11 protein-coding genes and 1 pseudogene are annotated in these 16,356 nt (G+C 73.4%); 4 read left to right on the top strand and 8 right to left on the bottom strand.

What is annotated here, in order from left to right; translation table 11 throughout:
• Nucleotides 1-58 precede the first annotated feature (58 nt).
• Together ACFWRV_RS32125 and ACFWRV_RS32120 are read right to left on the bottom strand one after the other, a co-directional pair.
• Nucleotides 59-1,609 carry an acyl-CoA synthetase gene (locus tag ACFWRV_RS32125; protein ID WP_384339440.1) on the bottom strand — a complete coding sequence of 517 codons (1,551 nt, stop codon included), beginning with the start codon at nt 1,607-1,609 and terminating at the stop codon, nt 59-61.
• Nucleotides 1,606-2,714: pseudogene (locus tag ACFWRV_RS32120) on the bottom strand (NAD(P)H-dependent flavin oxidoreductase). Before ACFWRV_RS32120 ends, ACFWRV_RS32125 begins: the two are co-directional and overlap by 4 nt.
• Before the next feature lie 226 nt (nt 2,715-2,940).
• On the opposite strand from ACFWRV_RS32120, the gene ACFWRV_RS32115 reads away from it, so the two are divergent.
• Both ACFWRV_RS32115 and ACFWRV_RS32110 read left to right on the top strand, forming a co-directional pair.
• On the top strand, nt 2,941-4,878 hold the full coding sequence (locus tag ACFWRV_RS32115) for a serine hydrolase (protein ID WP_384339439.1): 1,938 nt from the start codon (nt 2,941-2,943) through the stop codon (nt 4,876-4,878).
• Between the two features lie 186 nt (nt 4,879-5,064).
• Nucleotides 5,065-6,270, top strand: a complete 1,206-nt coding sequence (locus ACFWRV_RS32110) for an SGNH/GDSL hydrolase family protein (protein WP_384339438.1) — start codon at nt 5,065-5,067, stop codon at nt 6,268-6,270.
• 69 nt (nt 6,271-6,339) lie between these two features.
• Here the strand turns inward: ACFWRV_RS32110 and ACFWRV_RS32105 are convergent, their stop codons facing one another.
• From ACFWRV_RS32105 to ACFWRV_RS32085, 5 genes are all read right to left on the bottom strand, one after another.
• The gene (locus ACFWRV_RS32105; RefSeq protein ID WP_384339437.1) at nt 6,340-7,959 is read right to left on the bottom strand and encodes a phytoene desaturase family protein; all 1,620 of its coding nucleotides are present in this window, start codon (nt 7,957-7,959) and stop codon (nt 6,340-6,342) included.
• Between the two features lie 94 nt (nt 7,960-8,053).
• A complete protein-coding gene (locus ACFWRV_RS32100; RefSeq protein WP_384339436.1) occupies nt 8,054-10,231 on the bottom strand; it encodes a tetratricopeptide repeat protein in 2,178 nt (725 codons plus the stop codon).
• 183 nt (nt 10,232-10,414) lie between these two features.
• The gene (locus tag ACFWRV_RS32095; RefSeq protein ID WP_384339435.1) at nt 10,415-11,593 is read right to left on the bottom strand and encodes an acyl-CoA dehydrogenase family protein; all 1,179 of its coding nucleotides are present in this window, start codon (nt 11,591-11,593) and stop codon (nt 10,415-10,417) included.
• Nucleotides 11,594-11,695: 102 nt separating this feature from the next.
• Nucleotides 11,696-12,850 (bottom strand): methyltransferase, encoded by a 1,155-nt coding sequence (locus ACFWRV_RS32090; RefSeq protein ID WP_384339434.1) that lies wholly within the window; start codon nt 12,848-12,850, stop codon nt 11,696-11,698.
• A gap of 128 nt (nt 12,851-12,978) precedes the next feature.
• On the bottom strand, nt 12,979-13,191 hold the full coding sequence (locus ACFWRV_RS32085) for a hypothetical protein (RefSeq protein WP_384339433.1): 213 nt from the start codon (nt 13,189-13,191) through the stop codon (nt 12,979-12,981).
• Between the two features lie 158 nt (nt 13,192-13,349).
• On the opposite strand from ACFWRV_RS32085, the gene ACFWRV_RS32080 reads away from it, so the two are divergent.
• Together ACFWRV_RS32080 and ACFWRV_RS32075 are read left to right on the top strand one after the other, a co-directional pair.
• Nucleotides 13,350-13,901, top strand: coding sequence for a GH25 family lysozyme (locus ACFWRV_RS32080; RefSeq protein WP_384339432.1), 552 nt, complete (start codon nt 13,350-13,352; stop codon nt 13,899-13,901).
• 238 nt (nt 13,902-14,139) lie between these two features.
• Nucleotides 14,140-14,958, top strand: a complete 819-nt coding sequence (locus ACFWRV_RS32075; RefSeq protein WP_384339431.1) for an endonuclease I family protein — start codon at nt 14,140-14,142, stop codon at nt 14,956-14,958.
• A gap of 43 nt (nt 14,959-15,001) precedes the next feature.
• Here ACFWRV_RS32075 and glsA read toward each other — a convergent pair whose 3' ends face one another.
• Nucleotides 15,002-16,351, bottom strand: coding sequence for a glutaminase A (gene glsA / locus ACFWRV_RS32070; protein WP_384339430.1), 1,350 nt, complete (start codon nt 16,349-16,351; stop codon nt 15,002-15,004).
• Between the last annotated feature and the right edge of the window lie 5 nt (nt 16,352-16,356).

Raw genomic sequence — 16,356 nt, 5'->3', positions numbered from 1 at the left:
CCCAGGCGGGGCCCTTGTCGTCGGCGGATCATGGGCCGTACTCGCGAGGACAGAGCCGCTACAGCGGCCGCTCGAAGCCCTCCCAGTACGGTTCGCGCAGCCGCCGCTTGTAGAGCTTGCCGTTGGGGTCGCGGGGCATGGCGGCGATGAAGTCGAGGGAGCGGGGCCGTTTGTATCCGGCGAGCCGCTCCTCGCAGTGGGCGAGGATGGCGGCGGCGAGCACGTCGGACGGCTCGTGGCCCTCGGCCGGTTCGACGACGGCCTTGACCTCCTCGCCCCGGTCGGCGTGCGGGATGCCGAAGGCGGCGGCGTCCGCGACGGCCGGGTGGGTGAGGAGGGCGGACTCGATCTCGGCGGGGTAGATGTTGACGCCGCCCGCGATGATCATGTCGATCTTGCGGTCGCGGAGGAAGAGGTAGCCGTCCGCGTCCAGCACGCCGAGGTCGCCGACGGTGAAGAAGTCGCCGATGCGGTTCTTGCGGGTCTTGGTCTCGTCCTTGTGGTAGCTGAAGCCGCCGGTGCTCATCTTCATGTAGACGGTGCCCAGTTCGCCCGCCGCGAGCCGGTTGCCGTCGTCGTCGAAGACGGCCAGCTCGCTGATCGGCCAGGCCTTGCCGACGGTGCCGGGTTTCTTCAGCCAGTCCTCGGCGGTGGCGAACGCTCCGCCGCCCTCGCTGGCCGCGTAGTACTCCTCGACGCAGCTCCCCCACCAGTCGATCATGGCGCGTTTGACGTGGTCGGGGCAGGGGGCCGCCCCGTGGATCGCGTGCCGCATGGAGGAGACGTCGTAGCGGGCCTTCACCTCGTCGGGCAGCGCGAGCAGCCGGTGGAACTGGGTGGGGACCATGTGCGTGTGGGTGCACCGGTGGGCGTCGATGAGGCGCAGCATCTCCTCCGGGGCCCAGCCGTCCATCAGGACCAGCGGGTGGCCGATGTGCAGGGCGGCGCCCGCGAACTGGAGCACGGCGGTGTGGTAGAGCGGCGAGCAGACCAGGTGCGCGTTGTCGTCGAAGGGCCGGATGCCGAAGATGCCGAGGAACCCGCCGAGGTAGGTCTCCTCGGGCCGCTTGCCGGGCAGCGGCCGGCGGATGCCGCGCGGGCGGCCGGTGGTGCCCGAGGTGTAGTTCATGACCCAGCCGAGGGTGCGGTCCTCCGGCGGGGTGGCGGGGTGGCCGTCGAGGAGTTCGGCGTACGGGCGGCTGCCGGGGACGTCTCCGACCCCGTAGCGGTGGGTCGCGGGCAGCTCCGCCTCGTCGGCGGCGGCCGTCGCGGTGGCCGCGAACCGTTCGTGGGCGATCAGGACGCGGGCGCCCGAGTCGGCGACGATCCAGGCGATCTCGGGGCCGACGAGGTGGTGGTTGACCGGGACGAGGTAGAAGCCGGCCTGAGAGGCGGCGAGGAAGGCGGTGAGGAGTTCGACGCCGTTGGGCAGCACGACGGCGAACGCGTCCCCCTCGCGCAGTCCCGCCGCGCGCAGTCCGTGGACCATGCGGTTGACGTCGGCGTGCAGCCGGTCCGCGCTCCACTCCTCGCCGTCGGGGGCGATGAGGACGGTGCGGTCGGGGTCGGCGGCGGCCTGGGCCCAGAAGCCGTTGGGCGGCTGGTTCACGTGGCGCTCCTTCCGGCGATGCGGTTGATGCGGGTGACGGCCCGTTCGAAGCCGCGGGTGAGGTCGTCGACGACGGCCTGGACGCTGCGTTCGCTGGTCATCCGGCCGACGATCTGCCCGACGGGTGTGCCGAGCAGCTCGCCGACCTCGTACTTCTGGATCCGCGAGACGGCCTCGGCGACGAGCAGCCCCTGGAGCGGCATGGGCAGCGTGCCGGGTCCGGTCGGGTCCTCCCAGGCATCGGTCCACTCGGTACGGAGCTGACGTGCGGGCTTTCCGGTGAGGCGCGGGAGCGGACGGTGTCGCCGGAGCCCGCGGCGAGCAGCTTCGCGGTCAGGGCCTCCGAGTGCAGGTCGGCCTCCTCGGTGGTGAGCCAGAGGGAGCCGAGCCAGACGCCCTGGGCGCCGAGAGCGATCCCGGCCGCGACCTGTTCGCCGCTGCCGATGCCCCCGGCGGCGAGCACGGGCAGCGGGGCGACGGCCTCGACGACTTCGGGGACCAGCACCATGGAGCCGATCTCGCCGGTGTGGCCGCCCGCCTCGTACCCCTGGGCGACGACGACGTCGATGCCCGCCTCCGCGTGCCGCCGGGCGTGCCGGGCGCTGCCGGCCAGGGCGGCGACGAGGACGCCGTGGTCGTGGGCGCGCTCGATGACGTCGGCGGGCGGGGATCCGAGGGCGTTGGCCAGCAGCTTGATCGGGTAGTCGAAGGCCACGTCGAGCTGGCTCCGGGCGACCTCCTCCATCCAGCCGGTGATGCGCCAGCCGGACGTCTCCCCCTCGGCCAGTTCGGGCACGCCGTAGCGGGCCAGCAGCTCGCGCACGAAGCCGCGGTGCTCGTCGGGGATCATCGCCTCGACGTCCGCTTCGGTGACGCCCTCGACCTTCTTGGCCGGCATGACGACGTCGAGTCCGTAGGGCTTGCCGTCGGCGTGCTTGTGCAGGCGGTCGAGGTCCCGCGCGAGGTCGTCGGGCGCGGTGTAGCGGACGGCTCCGAGCACGCCGAAGCCGCCGGCTCTGGTGATGGCCGCGGCGACCTCGGGGAACGGCGTGAAGCCGAAGATGGCGTGCTCGATTCCCAGTTGGCGGCTCAGTTCCGTCTCCATGGGCGGCAGGATGCCGCAGGGCCGCAGCCGAGGGAAGAGCTTTTCTGATGCAGTGTCAGATTCTTTGCGGGCCGGGACGCACCCGGGAGCGCGCGGGTGACAGTAATCTCTGCGGCGGCAGGAACTTTCACTGCTCGGCGAGATTTCGGAAGTTACTTTCGCGCGGGCCTCCGGGTGCACGGGCGCGGCCCGGTGACCGGAGGTCAGGCGCGGGGAGGAGTTGCGGATGACCGGGGACACGCAGGGGAACGGGCGGGCCGCGGACGGCCGGGACACGGGAGGATTCGGGGCCGGGGCCCACAGCGGCGGCTCCCCGTCCGGATCTCCCACGGCCGGGAGCGGCATCGCCCGGCGGCGGCTGGGCGGCGGGATACTGGCGCTGGGCGGGGCGCTCGCGCTGACGCCGATCCCCCTCGCGGGCGCGGCCGCCCGGAGCGGGCCCGGCACGGGCGTGACGGACGGTGCGGCGGACACGGGAGCGGGCATGGAGTCAGGGGCACACCGGCCCACGCTGCGGCGCGGCAGCGCCGCGCGCGCCGGGCTGCTCCAGGGGCCGCTGGACCAGCTCGTGCGGGACGCGGAGGCCTACCTGGCCGACTCCCCCAAGCATCCCTGGTACGCGGGCGCGGTGCTGCTCGCCGGGCGGGGCGGCACGGTCGCGCTGCACCGGCCGATCGGCAAGGCGGTGCGCTACGCGGCGTACGACGAGAAGACCGACACCGGGGTGGAGTTCCCGGCGGAGCAGCAGATCGCGATGGCCGAGGACACCGTCTTCGACCTGGCCTCGATCTCCAAGCTCTTCACCTCGCTCCTGGCGGTCCAGCAGATCGAGCGCGGCGCGCTGGAGCTGGAGGCGACGGTCGCCTCCTACCTCCCGGACTTCGCGGGCGGCGGCAAACAGGACATCACGGTCCGTCAACTGCTGACGCACACCTCGGGCTTCCGGTCGTGGATCCCGCTGTACAAGGAGCCGACCCGGGAGGGCAAGCTCCGGATGCTGTGGGACGAGGTGCCCGCGAGCGCCCCGGGCACCGCCTACCTCTACTCCGACCTCAACCTGATCTCGCTGCAGCTGATCCTGGAGCAGATCACCGGCCGCCCGCTGGACGTCCTGCTCCGCGAGGAGATCACCGGCCCGCTCGGGATGCACCGCACCCGCTACAACCCGCCCGCCTCCTGGAAACCGAAGATCGCGGCGACCGAGGACGCCCGGCTGCCCTGGTCCGGCCTGGAGCGCGGTCTCGTCTGGGGCGAGGTGCACGACGAGAACGCCTACGGCTTCGGCGGGGTGGCGGGCCACGCCGGGGTGTTCTCGTGCGCCTGGGACCTCGCGGTCCTGGCCCGGACGCTCCTCAACGGCGGGGTCTACGGCCGCTCCCGCATCCTGTCCGAGGACTCCGTCGACCTCCTCTTCACCGACTTCAACACCGCGTTCCCGGGCGACGAGCACGGCCTCGGCTTCGAGCTCTACCAGCACTGGTACATGGGCGCGATGGCCACCCCGCGCAGCGCGGGGCACACCGGATTCACCGGGACCAGCCTGGTGCTCGACCCGTCGACCGACACCTTCCTGATCGTGCTGGGCAACTCCGTCCACCCCGTGCGGAGCTGGCGCTCGGGCAGCGCGCCCCGGGTGGCGACCGCCAACCAGCTGGCGCGGGCCGTTCCGGTCCGGCCGGAGCGGGGCCGGACGGCCTGGTTCTCCGGGATGGCGAGCGGGTCGGCCGCCACCCTCACGCTGCCCGCCCTCCGCCTGAGCTCGGCACGGGCCCGCCTGGAGTGCGCGCTGTGGTGGGACACCGAGCCCGGCTCCGACCGGCTGGTGCTGGAGGCATCGGCGGGGCAGGAGTGGCAGCCGGTGCCGTTCACCACCGCGGGCCGTGAGCCCGGCCACCACCGCCCGGACCCGCGGCCGCACCCGGAGGGCCGGGTCTCCGGGTGGTCCGGGCGCGTCTGGCACCGGCTGGAGGCGGACCTGTCGGCCTGGCGCGGCAAGAGCGTCCAGCTGCGGTGGCGGTACGCCACGGACCAGCTCTACGTGGGGCGCGGCGCGTACGTGGACTCCCTCCGGGTGCGGGACGGCGGCGGCACGGTCTTCGACTCCGACCGGCCCCGGGACGCGGGGCGGATCGGAGCGGCGGGCTGGGTGCTGTCGGCCGACTGAGCGGCGGGGCGGGCGGCGCCGCGTGGTGGGCCGGCTGCCGCCGGGCGCAGCCGCCACAATGGCGTCGCGCCCGGTGCGTATCGACGTCACCACCGGTTCATCCGGGGGCCGTTGGATGGCACGGGCCGTAGTACGCAAGCCGCTCGGCCCACCCGCTCCCCGTGGCGATTCCAGGAGGCCCACCCCATGAGCAGTGTCCGGCGCACCGCCCCCTCCGCCCTCCCGGTGACCGGCCAGGGCCCCGCACCGGCCAGGCGAGGTCTGCTGTACGCGGCGGCGGCCGGGGTCACGGCGGCCCTCACCGCCTCCCCGGCCGCCTCGGCGGCTCCGCGCCCCGCTCCCGGACTCCCCCGCCCGGCCACCCCCTGGACCACTTCCTGGGCCACCGCGCAGACCGCGCCCACGGCGGCCGACCCCCTCGCGGCGGGCGGTCTCACCGACGGGCTCTGCACCGCGCGGCTGCGGCTCTCGGCGGGCGGACAGGTGAGACTGCGGTACGCACACGCCTTCGGGGCCGCGCCGGTGCTGGTGGGTCCGGTGACCGCGGACGGGCGGCCGGTCACCTTCGGCGGGCGGTCGCAGGAGTGGCTGGCGGCGGGCGCATCCCTCACCAGCGACCCGGTGGAGGGGCTGCGGGTGCCGGACGGGGCGCTGCTGACGGTCGGGACGCGGCTCCCGGGCCCCACCGGCCCCCTCTCCTTCCACCGCAACACCCACGCCTGGCACACCGTCGACGGTGTCCGGACCCGGTCCGTCCTCCTCCTGACCGGGGTCGAGACGACCGGGGCGCGCGGTCCGGTGCTCGCCGTGCTGGGCGACTCCATCGCGGAGGGCACCGGCACGCCCGACGACGCGGACCTGCGCTGGCCCGACCAGCTGGCCCGCAGGCTGTCCGGCTCCGCCGTCGCCAACCTCGGTATCAGCGGCAACCGGCTGCTGCTCGACAACGACCGCTTCGGTCCGGGCGCCCAGGCCCGGTTCGACCGGGACGTACTGTCGCTGCCGGGGCTGCGGACGGTCCTGGTGCACCTGGGAGTCAACGACCTCCACCATGTGCCGGTCGAGCAGGACCCGTCGCGGATGGTGGCCGCGTACCGCCAGCTCGCCCTGCGCGCACGGTCCGCCGGGCTGCGGGTGGTGGGCGCCACCATCGCCCCGTTCGAGGGGTGGACGCGCTGGACGCCGGAACAGGACGCGGTGCGCCGGCGGATCAACGAGGCCGTGCGCACCGGACGGGTCTTCGACGCCGTGGCCGACTTCGACGCGGCGCTGCGCGACCCGGACCGCCCCTCGCGGCTGCGGCCCGCGTTCGACAGCGGCGACGGCCTGCATCCGGGTCCCGAGGGTCACACGGCGATCGCCGCCGCCGTCGACCGCCGGCACCTGCGCTAGCAGGTGTCCCGTCGTCAGGGCCGGGGCCCGGCCCTGACCGACGGGAACGCCCCCCGGGGGGGGCGTCCGTCACTCTCCCAGCGCCGCCATCGCCGCGTTGTGGCCGGGGACCCCGCTGACGCCGCCGCCGCGCACCGCACCGGCCCCGCAGAGCAGGACGTTGGCGTGCGCGGTCTCCACGCCCCAGCGCCCCGTGCCCTCGTCCGCGTACGGGAAGGCGAGGTCGCGGTGGAAGATGTGGCCGCCGGGCAGCCGCAGATCGGCCTCCAGGTCGAGCGGGGTCTTGGCCTCGATGCAGGGTTCGCCGTTCGCGTCGAGGGCCAGACAGTCGGTGATCGGCTCCTCCAGATGGGCGTCCAGTTCGGCCAGGGTCGCCTTGAGCAGGGCGGCGCGGGCGGCTTCGTTGTCGGCGGCGAACAGCCGGGCCGGGGCGTGCAGGCCGAAAAGGGTGAGGGTCTGGTAGCCGCGCGCGGCGATGTCGGGGCCGAGGATCGTGGGGTCGGTCAGCGAGTGGCAGTAGATCTCGGACGGCGGGGCGGCGGGCAGCCGGCCGGCCGCCGCGTCCCGGTAGGCGTCGGCGAGCTGCCCGTACCCCTCGGCGATGTGGAACGTACCGGCGAACGCCTGCCGGGGGTCGACGGACCGGTCGCGGAGCTTCGGCAGCCGGGTGAGCAGCATGTTCACCTTGAGCTGGGCGCCTTCGGCGGGTGTCGGCGGGGTGTCGCCGAGGAGGGTGGCGAGAGCCTGCGGGGAGGCGTTGACGAGTACCCGGCGGGCGCCGACGACACGTTCCCCGTCCGGGGTGCGGACGGTGACCTCGGCGGCGTTCCCGTCGGTCTCGATGCGGGTCGCCTCGTGCTGTACGCGGATCTCGGCGCCCGCCGCGCGGGCGGCCCCGGCCAGCGCGTCGGTGAGCGCGCCCATGCCGCCGACGGGGACGTCCCAGTCGCCGGTGCCGCCGCCGATCACGTGGTAGAGGAAGCACCGGTTCTGCAGGAGCGAGGTGTCGTGGGCGTCGGCGAAGGTGCCGATCAGGGCGTCGGTGAGGACGACCCCGCGCACGAGGTCGTCGGTGAAGTTCTCCTCGACGGCCACCCCGAGCGGTTCCTCGAAAAGCATCCGCCAGGCGTCCGCGTCGTCGATCCGCTCGCGCAGCGCGTCCCGGCCGGGCAGCGGCTCGGTGAGCGTCGGGAAGACCCGCTCCGCGAGCCGCTGTGTCATCGCGTAGAACCGCTGCCAGGCCGCGTACTCGCGCTCGCCGCCGGTCAGCGCGGCGAAGGACTCCCGGGTGCCCTCGCCCGCGATGAGCAGCCCGGTGGGCCGTCCGTCGCGTACGGCGGGGGTGTAGGAGGAGACGGTCCGCTTGCGGACGGCGAAGTCGAGGCCGAGATCACGGACGATCTTGTCGGGCAGCAGGGACACCAGGTACGAGTAGCGGGAGAGCCGGGCGTCGACCCCGGCGAAGGGGCGGGTCGAGATCGCCGCTCCCCCGGTGGTGCCGAGCCGTTCCAGGACGAGGACGGACTGTCCGCCGCGGGCGAGGTAGGCGGCGGCGACGAGGCCGTTGTGGCCGCCGCCGACGATCACGGCGTCGTAGTGGTCCCGGGCGGGCGCGCCGGGCCCGGAGGACCCCTGGGTGGCGGGCTGACCTGCGGGTGTTCGGGGTGCGGGACTCTGAGGTGCGGGCATGCACCTTCGTAACACGCCGCCCGCCGTCCCCACCAGGGGTGGCAGGCTGACGGCAGGCCCTGGGGCCTGTCCGACCCTTCCCGTCCGACCGGCCCTAGGCCTGTGCGAGCCGCCTCAGGCAGTGCGCCTCGTCGTCGCGGGCCGCGAGCGTCTGGGGATGGTCGGGGCCCAGGGTCCGGGCGCGCGCCTCGGCGACCTGCCGGTACGCGACGAGGGCCTCGCTCCACCGGCCGAGCCAGCCGAGCCCCGCGGCGACCTCCCGGCGGCTGATCACGGTGTCGCGGTGGTCGGGTCCCAGGGTGCGTTCCCGCAGGGCGCAGACGTCGCGTGCCTCCGCGAGCGCTTCCTCCCAGCGGCCCAGCCGCCCCAGGTTGACCCCGAGGCCGTGGCGGGCGCGCAACGTCTCGGGGTCGGCCGCTCCGGCGGTCCGGGTGCGGTCGGCGACCAGGGATCGGTACAGCTCCAGGGCCTCCGCGTCGCGGCCGAGCCGGCCGAGGCTGATGCCCGCCTCGTAGCGGGCGGCGAAGGTGTCGGGGTGGTCGGCCCCCAGGGTCTCCGCGCGAACCCGGGCGACGTCCTCGTAGGTCTCCAGCGCCTGGGCCCAACGGCCCAGCCTGCCCAGGGTGTACGCCACTTCGTAGCGGGTCGCGAGGGTGTCGGGGTGTGTCGGGCCGAGCAGTCGGGCGCGGGCGTCGGCGACCTCCTCGGCGATCCGGCAGGACTCCTCGGGCCGCCCCAGCCGGCCGAGGTTGAACGCCAGGTTGTGGCGGCAGCGCAGGGTGTCGGGGTGGTCGGGGCCCATGACGCGTTCGCGGACGGCCAGGACCGCCTCGTACACCTGGTGGGCCTCGGCGTGCCGGCCGAGCCGGCCCAGGGCGTGGGCGGTCGCCTGGCGGGCGGCGAGCGTCTGCGGATGGTCGGCGCCCAGGGCGCGTTCGCGGCCCCCGGTGACCCGGGCGAACTCGCGCAGCGCCTCCTCGGCCCGGCCCGTACGGCTCAGGGTCAGGCCGATCTCGTAGTGGCTGGCGAGGGTGTCGGGATGGTCCGGGCCAAGGACGCGTGCGCGCTGGGCGGCGACCTCGCGGTGCACGTCCCCGGCCTCCTCCCAGCGGCCCAGGCGTCCGAGGTCGATGCCCGCGCTGTGGCGGCCCTCCAGCGTGGCGAGGAGGTCCGTGGCGGGCGGCCCGGCCGACACGGAGACGAAGGAGCCGGTGTGCGGGGCGGTGGCGCTCGCGGTCGTCCACTGCCCGGTCAGTCCGGCGGCCGGGTCGGGACGTTCGGCGCGCGGGCCCGTCGCTCCGGTCGCGCGGTGACCGGCGGTCATGGAGCGGGTCCAGGCAGGCAGGGCCCTCTCGCGCGGGGCCGGCTGCCGCTCGGCGTGGGAGTGCGCGAGGGGCCCCGGTCCGAGCGCGGGCTGTTCGCCGGTCCGGCCGAGGACGATGCGGCGGCGCAGGTCGCCCGCGTCCACGGGCCGCTCCTCGGGGGCTTTGGCGAGCAGGTCGAGGACGACGCGGTCGAAGAAGCCGGGGAGGTCGGCGCGGTGGGTGCGCAGCGGTTCCGGCGGGGTGTCGCGGTGTCCCACGAGCACGGCCCAGGCGTCCTCCTGGTCGAACGGCGGTACGCCGGTGGCGATCTCGTACAGGACGCAGCCCAGCGAGTAGAGGTCGCTGCGGTGGTCGACCTCCTTGCCGCTGATCTGCTCGGGCGACATGTAGTGCGGGGTGCCCATGGCGAGGCCGGTGGTGGTGAGCCGGGAGGTCATGCCGATGTCGTGGCCGAGGCGGGCGATGCCGAAGTCGCAGATCTTCACCGTGCCGTCGGTCAGCCGCATGATGTTGGCGGGCTTGAGGTCGCGGTGGACGATGCCCTGCCGGTGGGTGTAGCCGAGGGCGTCGGCGACCTGCTCCGCGATGTCGACGACATGCTCGACGGGCAGCGGGTGCTGCTCGTTCTCCTCCAGGAGCTGGCTCAGGTTGTGCCCGTCGAGCAGCTCCATGACGAGGTACAGCACGCCCTCGTACTCGCCGAAGTCGTGCACGACGGTGACGCCCCGGTGCTGGAGGGAGGCGGCCACCCGGGCCTCGCGGCGGAAACGTTCGCGCAGGACGCGGGTGAACGCCTGGTCGTGCTGGGGGCCCATGGGTTTGAGGCATTTGACGGCGACCTGACGGCCCAGCGACTCGTCGAGGGCGCGCCACACCTCGCCCATGCCGCCGCGCCCGATCAGTTCGAGCAGCCGGTACCGGCTCTGGATCAGCCTGGTGTCCGCCATCTGCCGTTTCCCGCCCCCGTTGTTCCCCGTGTTCCCCGCTGCCGGCGCTGTGCCCCCCGGACCGTCCAGTATGGCTGCCCGCCGGCGGAGTCGGTACGCGGCGGGGCGGTCGGCGGGTCCGGCCGGGCCGGCGCATGGGGAGGCAACCGGGCAACGGAACGGGAATGCCTCGGCGGCCGCGCGTCACCGCCGCACGCGCGGCATCCCCAGTCCGATCCACGAGATGATCTCCCGCTGGATCTCGTTGTTGCCGCCGCCGAAGGTGAAGATCACGGCCGAGCGGTAGCCGCGTTCCAGTTCGCCGTGCAGCACCGCGCCGGCCGAGCCCTCCTTCAGCGCACCCGCGGAGCCGGCGATCTCCATCAGCCAGGCGTAGGCGTCCCGGCGGGCCTCGGAGCCGTAGACCTTGACGGCCGAGGCGTCCTGGGGGGTGAGCGTGCCGTCCTGGAGGGCGGCGACCATCTGCCAGTTGAGGAGTTTCATCGCGTCGAGGCGGGTGTGGGTGCGGGCGAGCAGGGCGCGGACCCAGCCGAGGTCGATGACCCGGCGGCCGTCGGCGAGCTTGGTGTCGGCGGCCCAGCGCTGGACGTTGTGCAGGGCGCGCACCGCCATCGTGCCGTGGGCGGCGAGGGTGACCCGTTCGTGGTTGAGCTGGTTGGTGATGAGCCGCCAGCCCTTGTTCTCCTCGCCGACGCGGCGGGAGACCGGGACGCGGATGTTCTCGTAGTAGCTGGCGGTGGTGTCGTGCGAGGCGAGGGTGTTGATCAGGGTGCAGGAGTAGCCCGGATCGCTCGTCGGGACCAGGAGCATGGTGATGCCCTTGTGGGGCGGGGCGTCGGGGTCGGTGCGCACGGCGAGCCAGACCCAGTCGGCGGTGTCGCCGTTGGTGGTCCAGATCTTCTGGCCGTCGACCACGTACTCGTCCCCGTCGCGGACGGCGCGCGTCTTGAGGGCGGCGAGGTCGGTGCCCGCGTCCGGTTCGCTGTAGCCGATGGCGAAGTCGATCTCCCCGGCCAGGATTCCGGGCAGGAAGTGGGCCTTCTGCTCTTCGGTGCCGAACTGCATGATCGTGGGCCCGACGGTGTTCAGGGCCATCAGCGGGAGCGGTACGCCGGCCTGGGCGGCCTCGTCGAAGAAGATGAACTGTTCCATCGGGGTCAGGCCCCGGCCGCCGTACTCCTTCGGCCAGCCGACCCCCAGCCAGCCGTCGGCGCCGAGCCTGCGGACCGTCTCGCGGTAGAAGCGCTTCTGGGCGGCGGGCTCCGCGTAGCGGGCGTAGGCGTTGTCGGGCACCAGGGCCGCGAAGTAGGTACGCAGTTCGGTACGCAACCGCTGCTGCTCAGGCGTGTATTCGAGGTGCACGGCCCCTCCAGAGTCTCGCTTCGGCGTCGTCCGTGTGCGGCGGCGCACACAGTAGAACCTGTTGCAAGAATCCGGAAGGGCCGGCGGCCCGGCGCTTCGCGGTCAGCGCTTGACGGCGCGCAGGACCACGAACTTCGCGTCGCCCGCGACCGTGGTGCAGTTCCCGAAGATCCGGCGCAGGTGGGTGTGGTACGAGAGGTGCCGGTTGCCCACGACCCACAGCTCACCGCCCTGGCGCAGGGCGGTCCGCGCGCCGGCGAACATCGTGCGGGCGGTCGCGTCGGTGGTGGCGAGGTGCGAGTGGAAGGGCGGGTTGTTCAGCACCAGGTCGACGCTGCCCGGATCGAGGTCGCCGAGCCCGTCGCCGACCAGGAAGTCGGCCTTCGCGCCGTCCGGCGCTCCGGCCCGGAAGGTCTCCTCGGCGGAGGCGACCGCCCCGTACGACTCGTCGACGAAGGTGAGGTGCGCCTCGGGGTTGGCGAGGGCGGCGGAGAGCCCGAGGACGCCGTTGCCGCAGCCCAGGTCGACGACCCGGACCGCCCCGCCGCGGGTGGGCAGGTGCTTCAGGAAGAAGCGGGTGCCGATGTCGAGGCGCTCGGCGCAGAAGATCCCGGCGTGGTTGACGGCGGTCAGGCCCGAGACGGGGCCCACGTCGGCGGGCAGCTCGTAGCGGTACGGCCACGGGCTCGGCGTACGCGGCAGCGCGGGGTCCGGGGTGGAGAAGATGAGCCGTGCCTTGCGCACCGCCAGGGAGGTGCGGGTGGGGCCGATGATCCGCTCGAAGAGCTTGAGCGTGGAGGTGTGGATCTCCTTGACCATGCCGGTGCCGATGACCACGGTGCCGGCGTGGACGGCGGGGGCGATCCGGTGGAGCTGGTCCTCCAGGAACGCCAGAGACTTGGGCACCCGGACGATCAGAACGTCGATCCGGTCCGGCGGGGTGTCGCGGGAGGACAGCAGAGTGACGGCGTCGGCGTCCAGGCCGTTGCGCGCGAGGTTGGCGAGGGTGGCGCGCCGGGCCAGGTAGGAGTCGCTGATCTGGACGGGCCGGTGTGCGGCCAGCGCGGTGGCGAGCGCTCCCCACCGGTCCCCCACGACGGCGACCGTCCCCGCGAGGTCGACCGGGCCCGCCTCGGGGTCGGTCAGCTGCCGGAGCAGGTATTCGTCGGCGGCGTCCCACGCCCGGAAGGGATCGCGCGGGTGCTCGGGGAAGCGGGCCAGCTCGAAAGCGCCCTGTGAGGTCGTCAAACGGTTCATATGGCACTCAGGCTAGCCGAGGGAGCCGGGGGCGCCCCACACGCTCCCCGGCCCCTCGGCCGCGTGCACCTCGGCGCCCGGCTCCGCGCACCGGCCCGCCGGGCGCTCCTGCCGGCCCCGTGGGGCCGTCAGGGCAGTTGCTTGTCGATGGCCGACCGCCCTTCGGCGGCCAGCTTGCGCCGGGCCCATTCCAGGGTCTCCGGCGTGAGGTCCCGCCCGGAGGCGAGCACCAGGTCCTCCGCGCTCGGGCGGTCGCTCGCGCCCGTGTGCAGCAGCCGGTCGGGGGTGATGCCCCCCGGCCCGGACATGGCCTCGGATACGGATTCGGACTCTTCGCTCATGCCGCCTCCTCGTCCTTGCGGCAATTCTCACCCCCCACGGACCCGGCCGCATCCGAGGAACGCGCGGCCTGCTACCCGGGAGGGTGAATCCGCCCTTGGCGGGCCCGGGGAGTGGGCAGGAGAGGGAGGTCCCTGCCCCATTCTCCGAGGCGGTGCCCATGCTCCACGGCGTCGACGTCAGCGCCTATCAGCCCTCCTACGACACGGACGGTCTCGACTTCGTCCTCATCAAGTCCACCGAAGGCCGCACCTATGTCAATCCGCGTCTGGACGCACAGGTGAAGCGGGCCAGGGACGCCGAGTGCGTCGTCGGCTTCTACCACTTCCTCTGGCCGGGGAACGTGGCGGACCAGGTCGACCACTTCCTGAGCGAGACCCCCGAGAAGGCGGGCGATCTGCTCGCGGTCGACTGGGAACAGACCGGCGGCGGGACGCGGGCGAGCAACGCGGACAAGGACCGTTTCATCCGCGCGGTGAAGCGGGAGAGGCCCGGTCACCGGGTGCTGCTGTACTGCAACCGCTCCTTCTGGCTGAACCACGACACCACCGGCTACGCGGGCGACGGGCTGTGGATCGCCGACTACGTCTCCGCCGGCAAGCCCCGCATCGAGGCCGACTGGCGCATCCACCAGTACACCGACGATCCGCTCGACAAGAACGTGGCCGACTTCGATTCGGCCCGGGCCCTGCGCGACTGGGCGGCCGGGTAGCACCGGGCGCGACCCCCCGTCCGCCCCCGGGGGCTTCGAACCCCCGGGGGCGGACGTGTCCGCTGCGGGCCCCGACAGCCTCATTCTTGACCTGCACATGATAGGTACAGAGTGTTCACACGTGGGGCGCGGTGCGTGTGGAAGGCTCCCGGCTGACCACCTACCGCACGGCCGCCGCGCGAGCACCCCCACCCAGGGTCCCCGTCGCGACGCCCGCGTTCCGGAGAGGACACCCCACATGTCCCGTCGTCACTCGTTCTACGCGCGTCCACTGTTGGCCGTGGTCGCGACCGCCACCGTGCTCGCCGGCACCGCGGCCGCCGCCCCCGCGGACCCCTCGCCCGGCCGGTACACCGCCACCGCCGCCGCCCTGGATGACACGTACTACCAGGACGCGCTCGGCAAGACCGGCGCCGAGCTGAAAACCGCCCTGCACACGATCATCAGCGACCAGACCAAGCTCTCCTACGACCAGGTGTGGGACGCCCTCAAGGCCACCGACGAGGATCCCGCCAACTCCTCCAACGTCGTCCTGCTGTACACCGGGCGCTCCCAGTCGAAGAACGACAACGGCGGGGGCTCGGGCCAGTGGAACCGGGAGCACGTCTGGGCCAAGTCGCACGGCGACTTCGGTACGGCGACGGGTCCGGGCACCGACGTCCACCATCTGCGGCCCGAGGACGTCCAGGTCAACTCCACGCGGGGCAACAAGGACTTCGACAACGGCGGAAGCGAACTGGGCGACGCGCCCGGCAACTTCACCGACGGCGACTCCTTCGAGCCGCGCGACGAGGTCAAGGGCGACGTCGCCCGCATGATCCTCTACATGGCCGTGCGGTACGAGGGCAACGACTCCTTCGCCGACCTCGAACCCAACGACCAGGTGGACAACGGGTCCGCGCCGAAGATGGGCAAGCTGTCCGTCCTGAAGCAGTGGAGCCAGGAGGACCCGCCGGACACCTTCGAGAAGCGCCGCAACGACGTCATATTCGAGCAGTTCCAGCACAACCGGAACCCGTTCATCGACCACCCCGAGTGGGTCGGGGCCATCTGGTAGCCCCGGCCCGTCCGGCAGCCCCGGCCCACGCGGCGGCCTGGGCTCAGCCTTCCCCGGCCAGGGCCTTCGCGCAGCCTTCGACGGCGCCCTCGCGGGTGGCGTAGCGCGGCAGGTCCTGGCCCGTCCTCTCCCGCAGGAGGTCGGACGAACCCAGCAGATCACGGGGGTCGACGACCGCCGCGCGCCGCCCGTCGGAGACGAGACGCGCGAGGCCGGTGTGCAGCATGGCCAGGCCCACGGAGTCGACGGCCGTGACGTCGTGCAGGTCGAGCACGACGGAGCCGCCGTCCGGCCCCGACTCGTCCAGGGCGTACAGCACGCGTTCGGCGGCCGTGAAGTCGATGGACCCCTGGGCGACGACGACGCCGACCTGTTCGTGGAGGACCCGTTCGTCCGCGACGGAGGGCGCCGACGGCAGATCGTCCGCGGTCGTGACGAGGGTGACGGTGGAGCCCGGCAGCGCGGGGTTGAGCATGAGGTGGAGCCCGTAGCGCCGCGACATCGTCTCGAGCGCGGCGTGGCCGCGTACCGAACCGCCGGTGGCGTCGAGCGGCGGGCTGTAGGTGGCGACCCCGAAGCGGGCCGGACCCACCGCGATGAGACCGCCGGACACCCCGCTCTTGGCGGGCAGCCCGACGCGCAGCAGCCAGTCGCCGGAGCCGTCGTACATGCCGCAGGTCGCCATGACGGCGAGAACCTGTGCGGCGACCTCGGCGGAGACGACCTGTTCGCCGGTGACGGGGTTCACGCCGCCGTAGGCGAGCGTCGCGGCCATCGTGGCGAGGTCGAGGGCGGTGACCCGGATCGCGCACTGGCGGAAGTAGCGGTCGACCGCGAGGACCGGGTCGACGGGCAGGGTGCCGGTGGAGCGGATCAGATAGGCCAGCGCCCGGTTGCGGTCCCCGGTCGTCGACTCGGAGGTGAACACCTCCTCGTCCACGTCCAGTTCACGCCCGGCGAAGCGGCCGAGGCAGCGCAGGATCCGGTCGAAGGCGGGCTCGCCGGGGGCGTCGGGGATCAGGGCGGTGGTGACGATCGCCCCGGCGTTGACCATGGCGTTGGCGGGGCGGCCGGTGTCGGGTTCGAGGCTGATGGCATTGAACGCCTCGCCGCTCGGCTCGGCGCCCACCCACCGGCTCACCTCGTCGAGGCCGAGCAGCGACAGCGCGAGGGCGTAGATGAACGGTTTGGAGACGGACTGAAGGGTGAAGGGGATCTCGGCCTCGCCCGCGCTGTAGCGGTGCCCGTCCATGCTGACCAGCGCGAGACCGAAGGCGTCCGGGTCGGCGAGGGCCAGCTGGGGGATGTAGTCGGCCGGCTTCCCCTCCCGTACGGAGACGAACTGTGCGCGCAGGTTCTGGAGCGAGTCGGTCACCGCGTCGGCGGCGCTCATGGCAC

This window comes from Streptomyces sp. NPDC058576, from assembly GCF_042718715.1.
In the GTDB taxonomy this organism is placed as follows: domain Bacteria; phylum Actinomycetota; class Actinomycetes; order Streptomycetales; family Streptomycetaceae; genus Streptomyces.
Note: the sequence above shows the minus strand (reverse complement) of the source record. Positions and strands in the feature narration are given on the sequence as shown.

Coding starts and splice junctions, on each gene's coding strand:
- ACFWRV_RS32110 (WP_384339438.1), top strand. CDS start 5,065: ATGAGCAGTGTCCGGCGCACCGCCCCCTCCGCCCTCCCGGTGACCGGC.
- ACFWRV_RS32115 (WP_384339439.1), top strand. CDS start 2,941: ATGACCGGGGACACGCAGGGGAACGGGCGGGCCGCGGACGGCCGGGAC.
- ACFWRV_RS32085 (WP_384339433.1), bottom strand. CDS start 13,191: ATGAGCGAAGAGTCCGAATCCGTATCCGAGGCCATGTCCGGGCCGGGG.
- ACFWRV_RS32100 (WP_384339436.1), bottom strand. CDS start 10,231: ATGGCGGACACCAGGCTGATCCAGAGCCGGTACCGGCTGCTCGAACTG.
- ACFWRV_RS32090 (WP_384339434.1), bottom strand. CDS start 12,850: ATGAACCGTTTGACGACCTCACAGGGCGCTTTCGAGCTGGCCCGCTTC.
- ACFWRV_RS32105 (WP_384339437.1), bottom strand. CDS start 7,959: ATGCCCGCACCTCAGAGTCCCGCACCCCGAACACCCGCAGGTCAGCCC.
- ACFWRV_RS32080 (WP_384339432.1), top strand. CDS start 13,350: ATGCTCCACGGCGTCGACGTCAGCGCCTATCAGCCCTCCTACGACACG.
- glsA (WP_384339430.1), bottom strand. CDS start 16,351: ATGAGCGCCGCCGACGCGGTGACCGACTCGCTCCAGAACCTGCGCGCA.
- ACFWRV_RS32075 (WP_384339431.1), top strand. CDS start 14,140: ATGTCCCGTCGTCACTCGTTCTACGCGCGTCCACTGTTGGCCGTGGTC.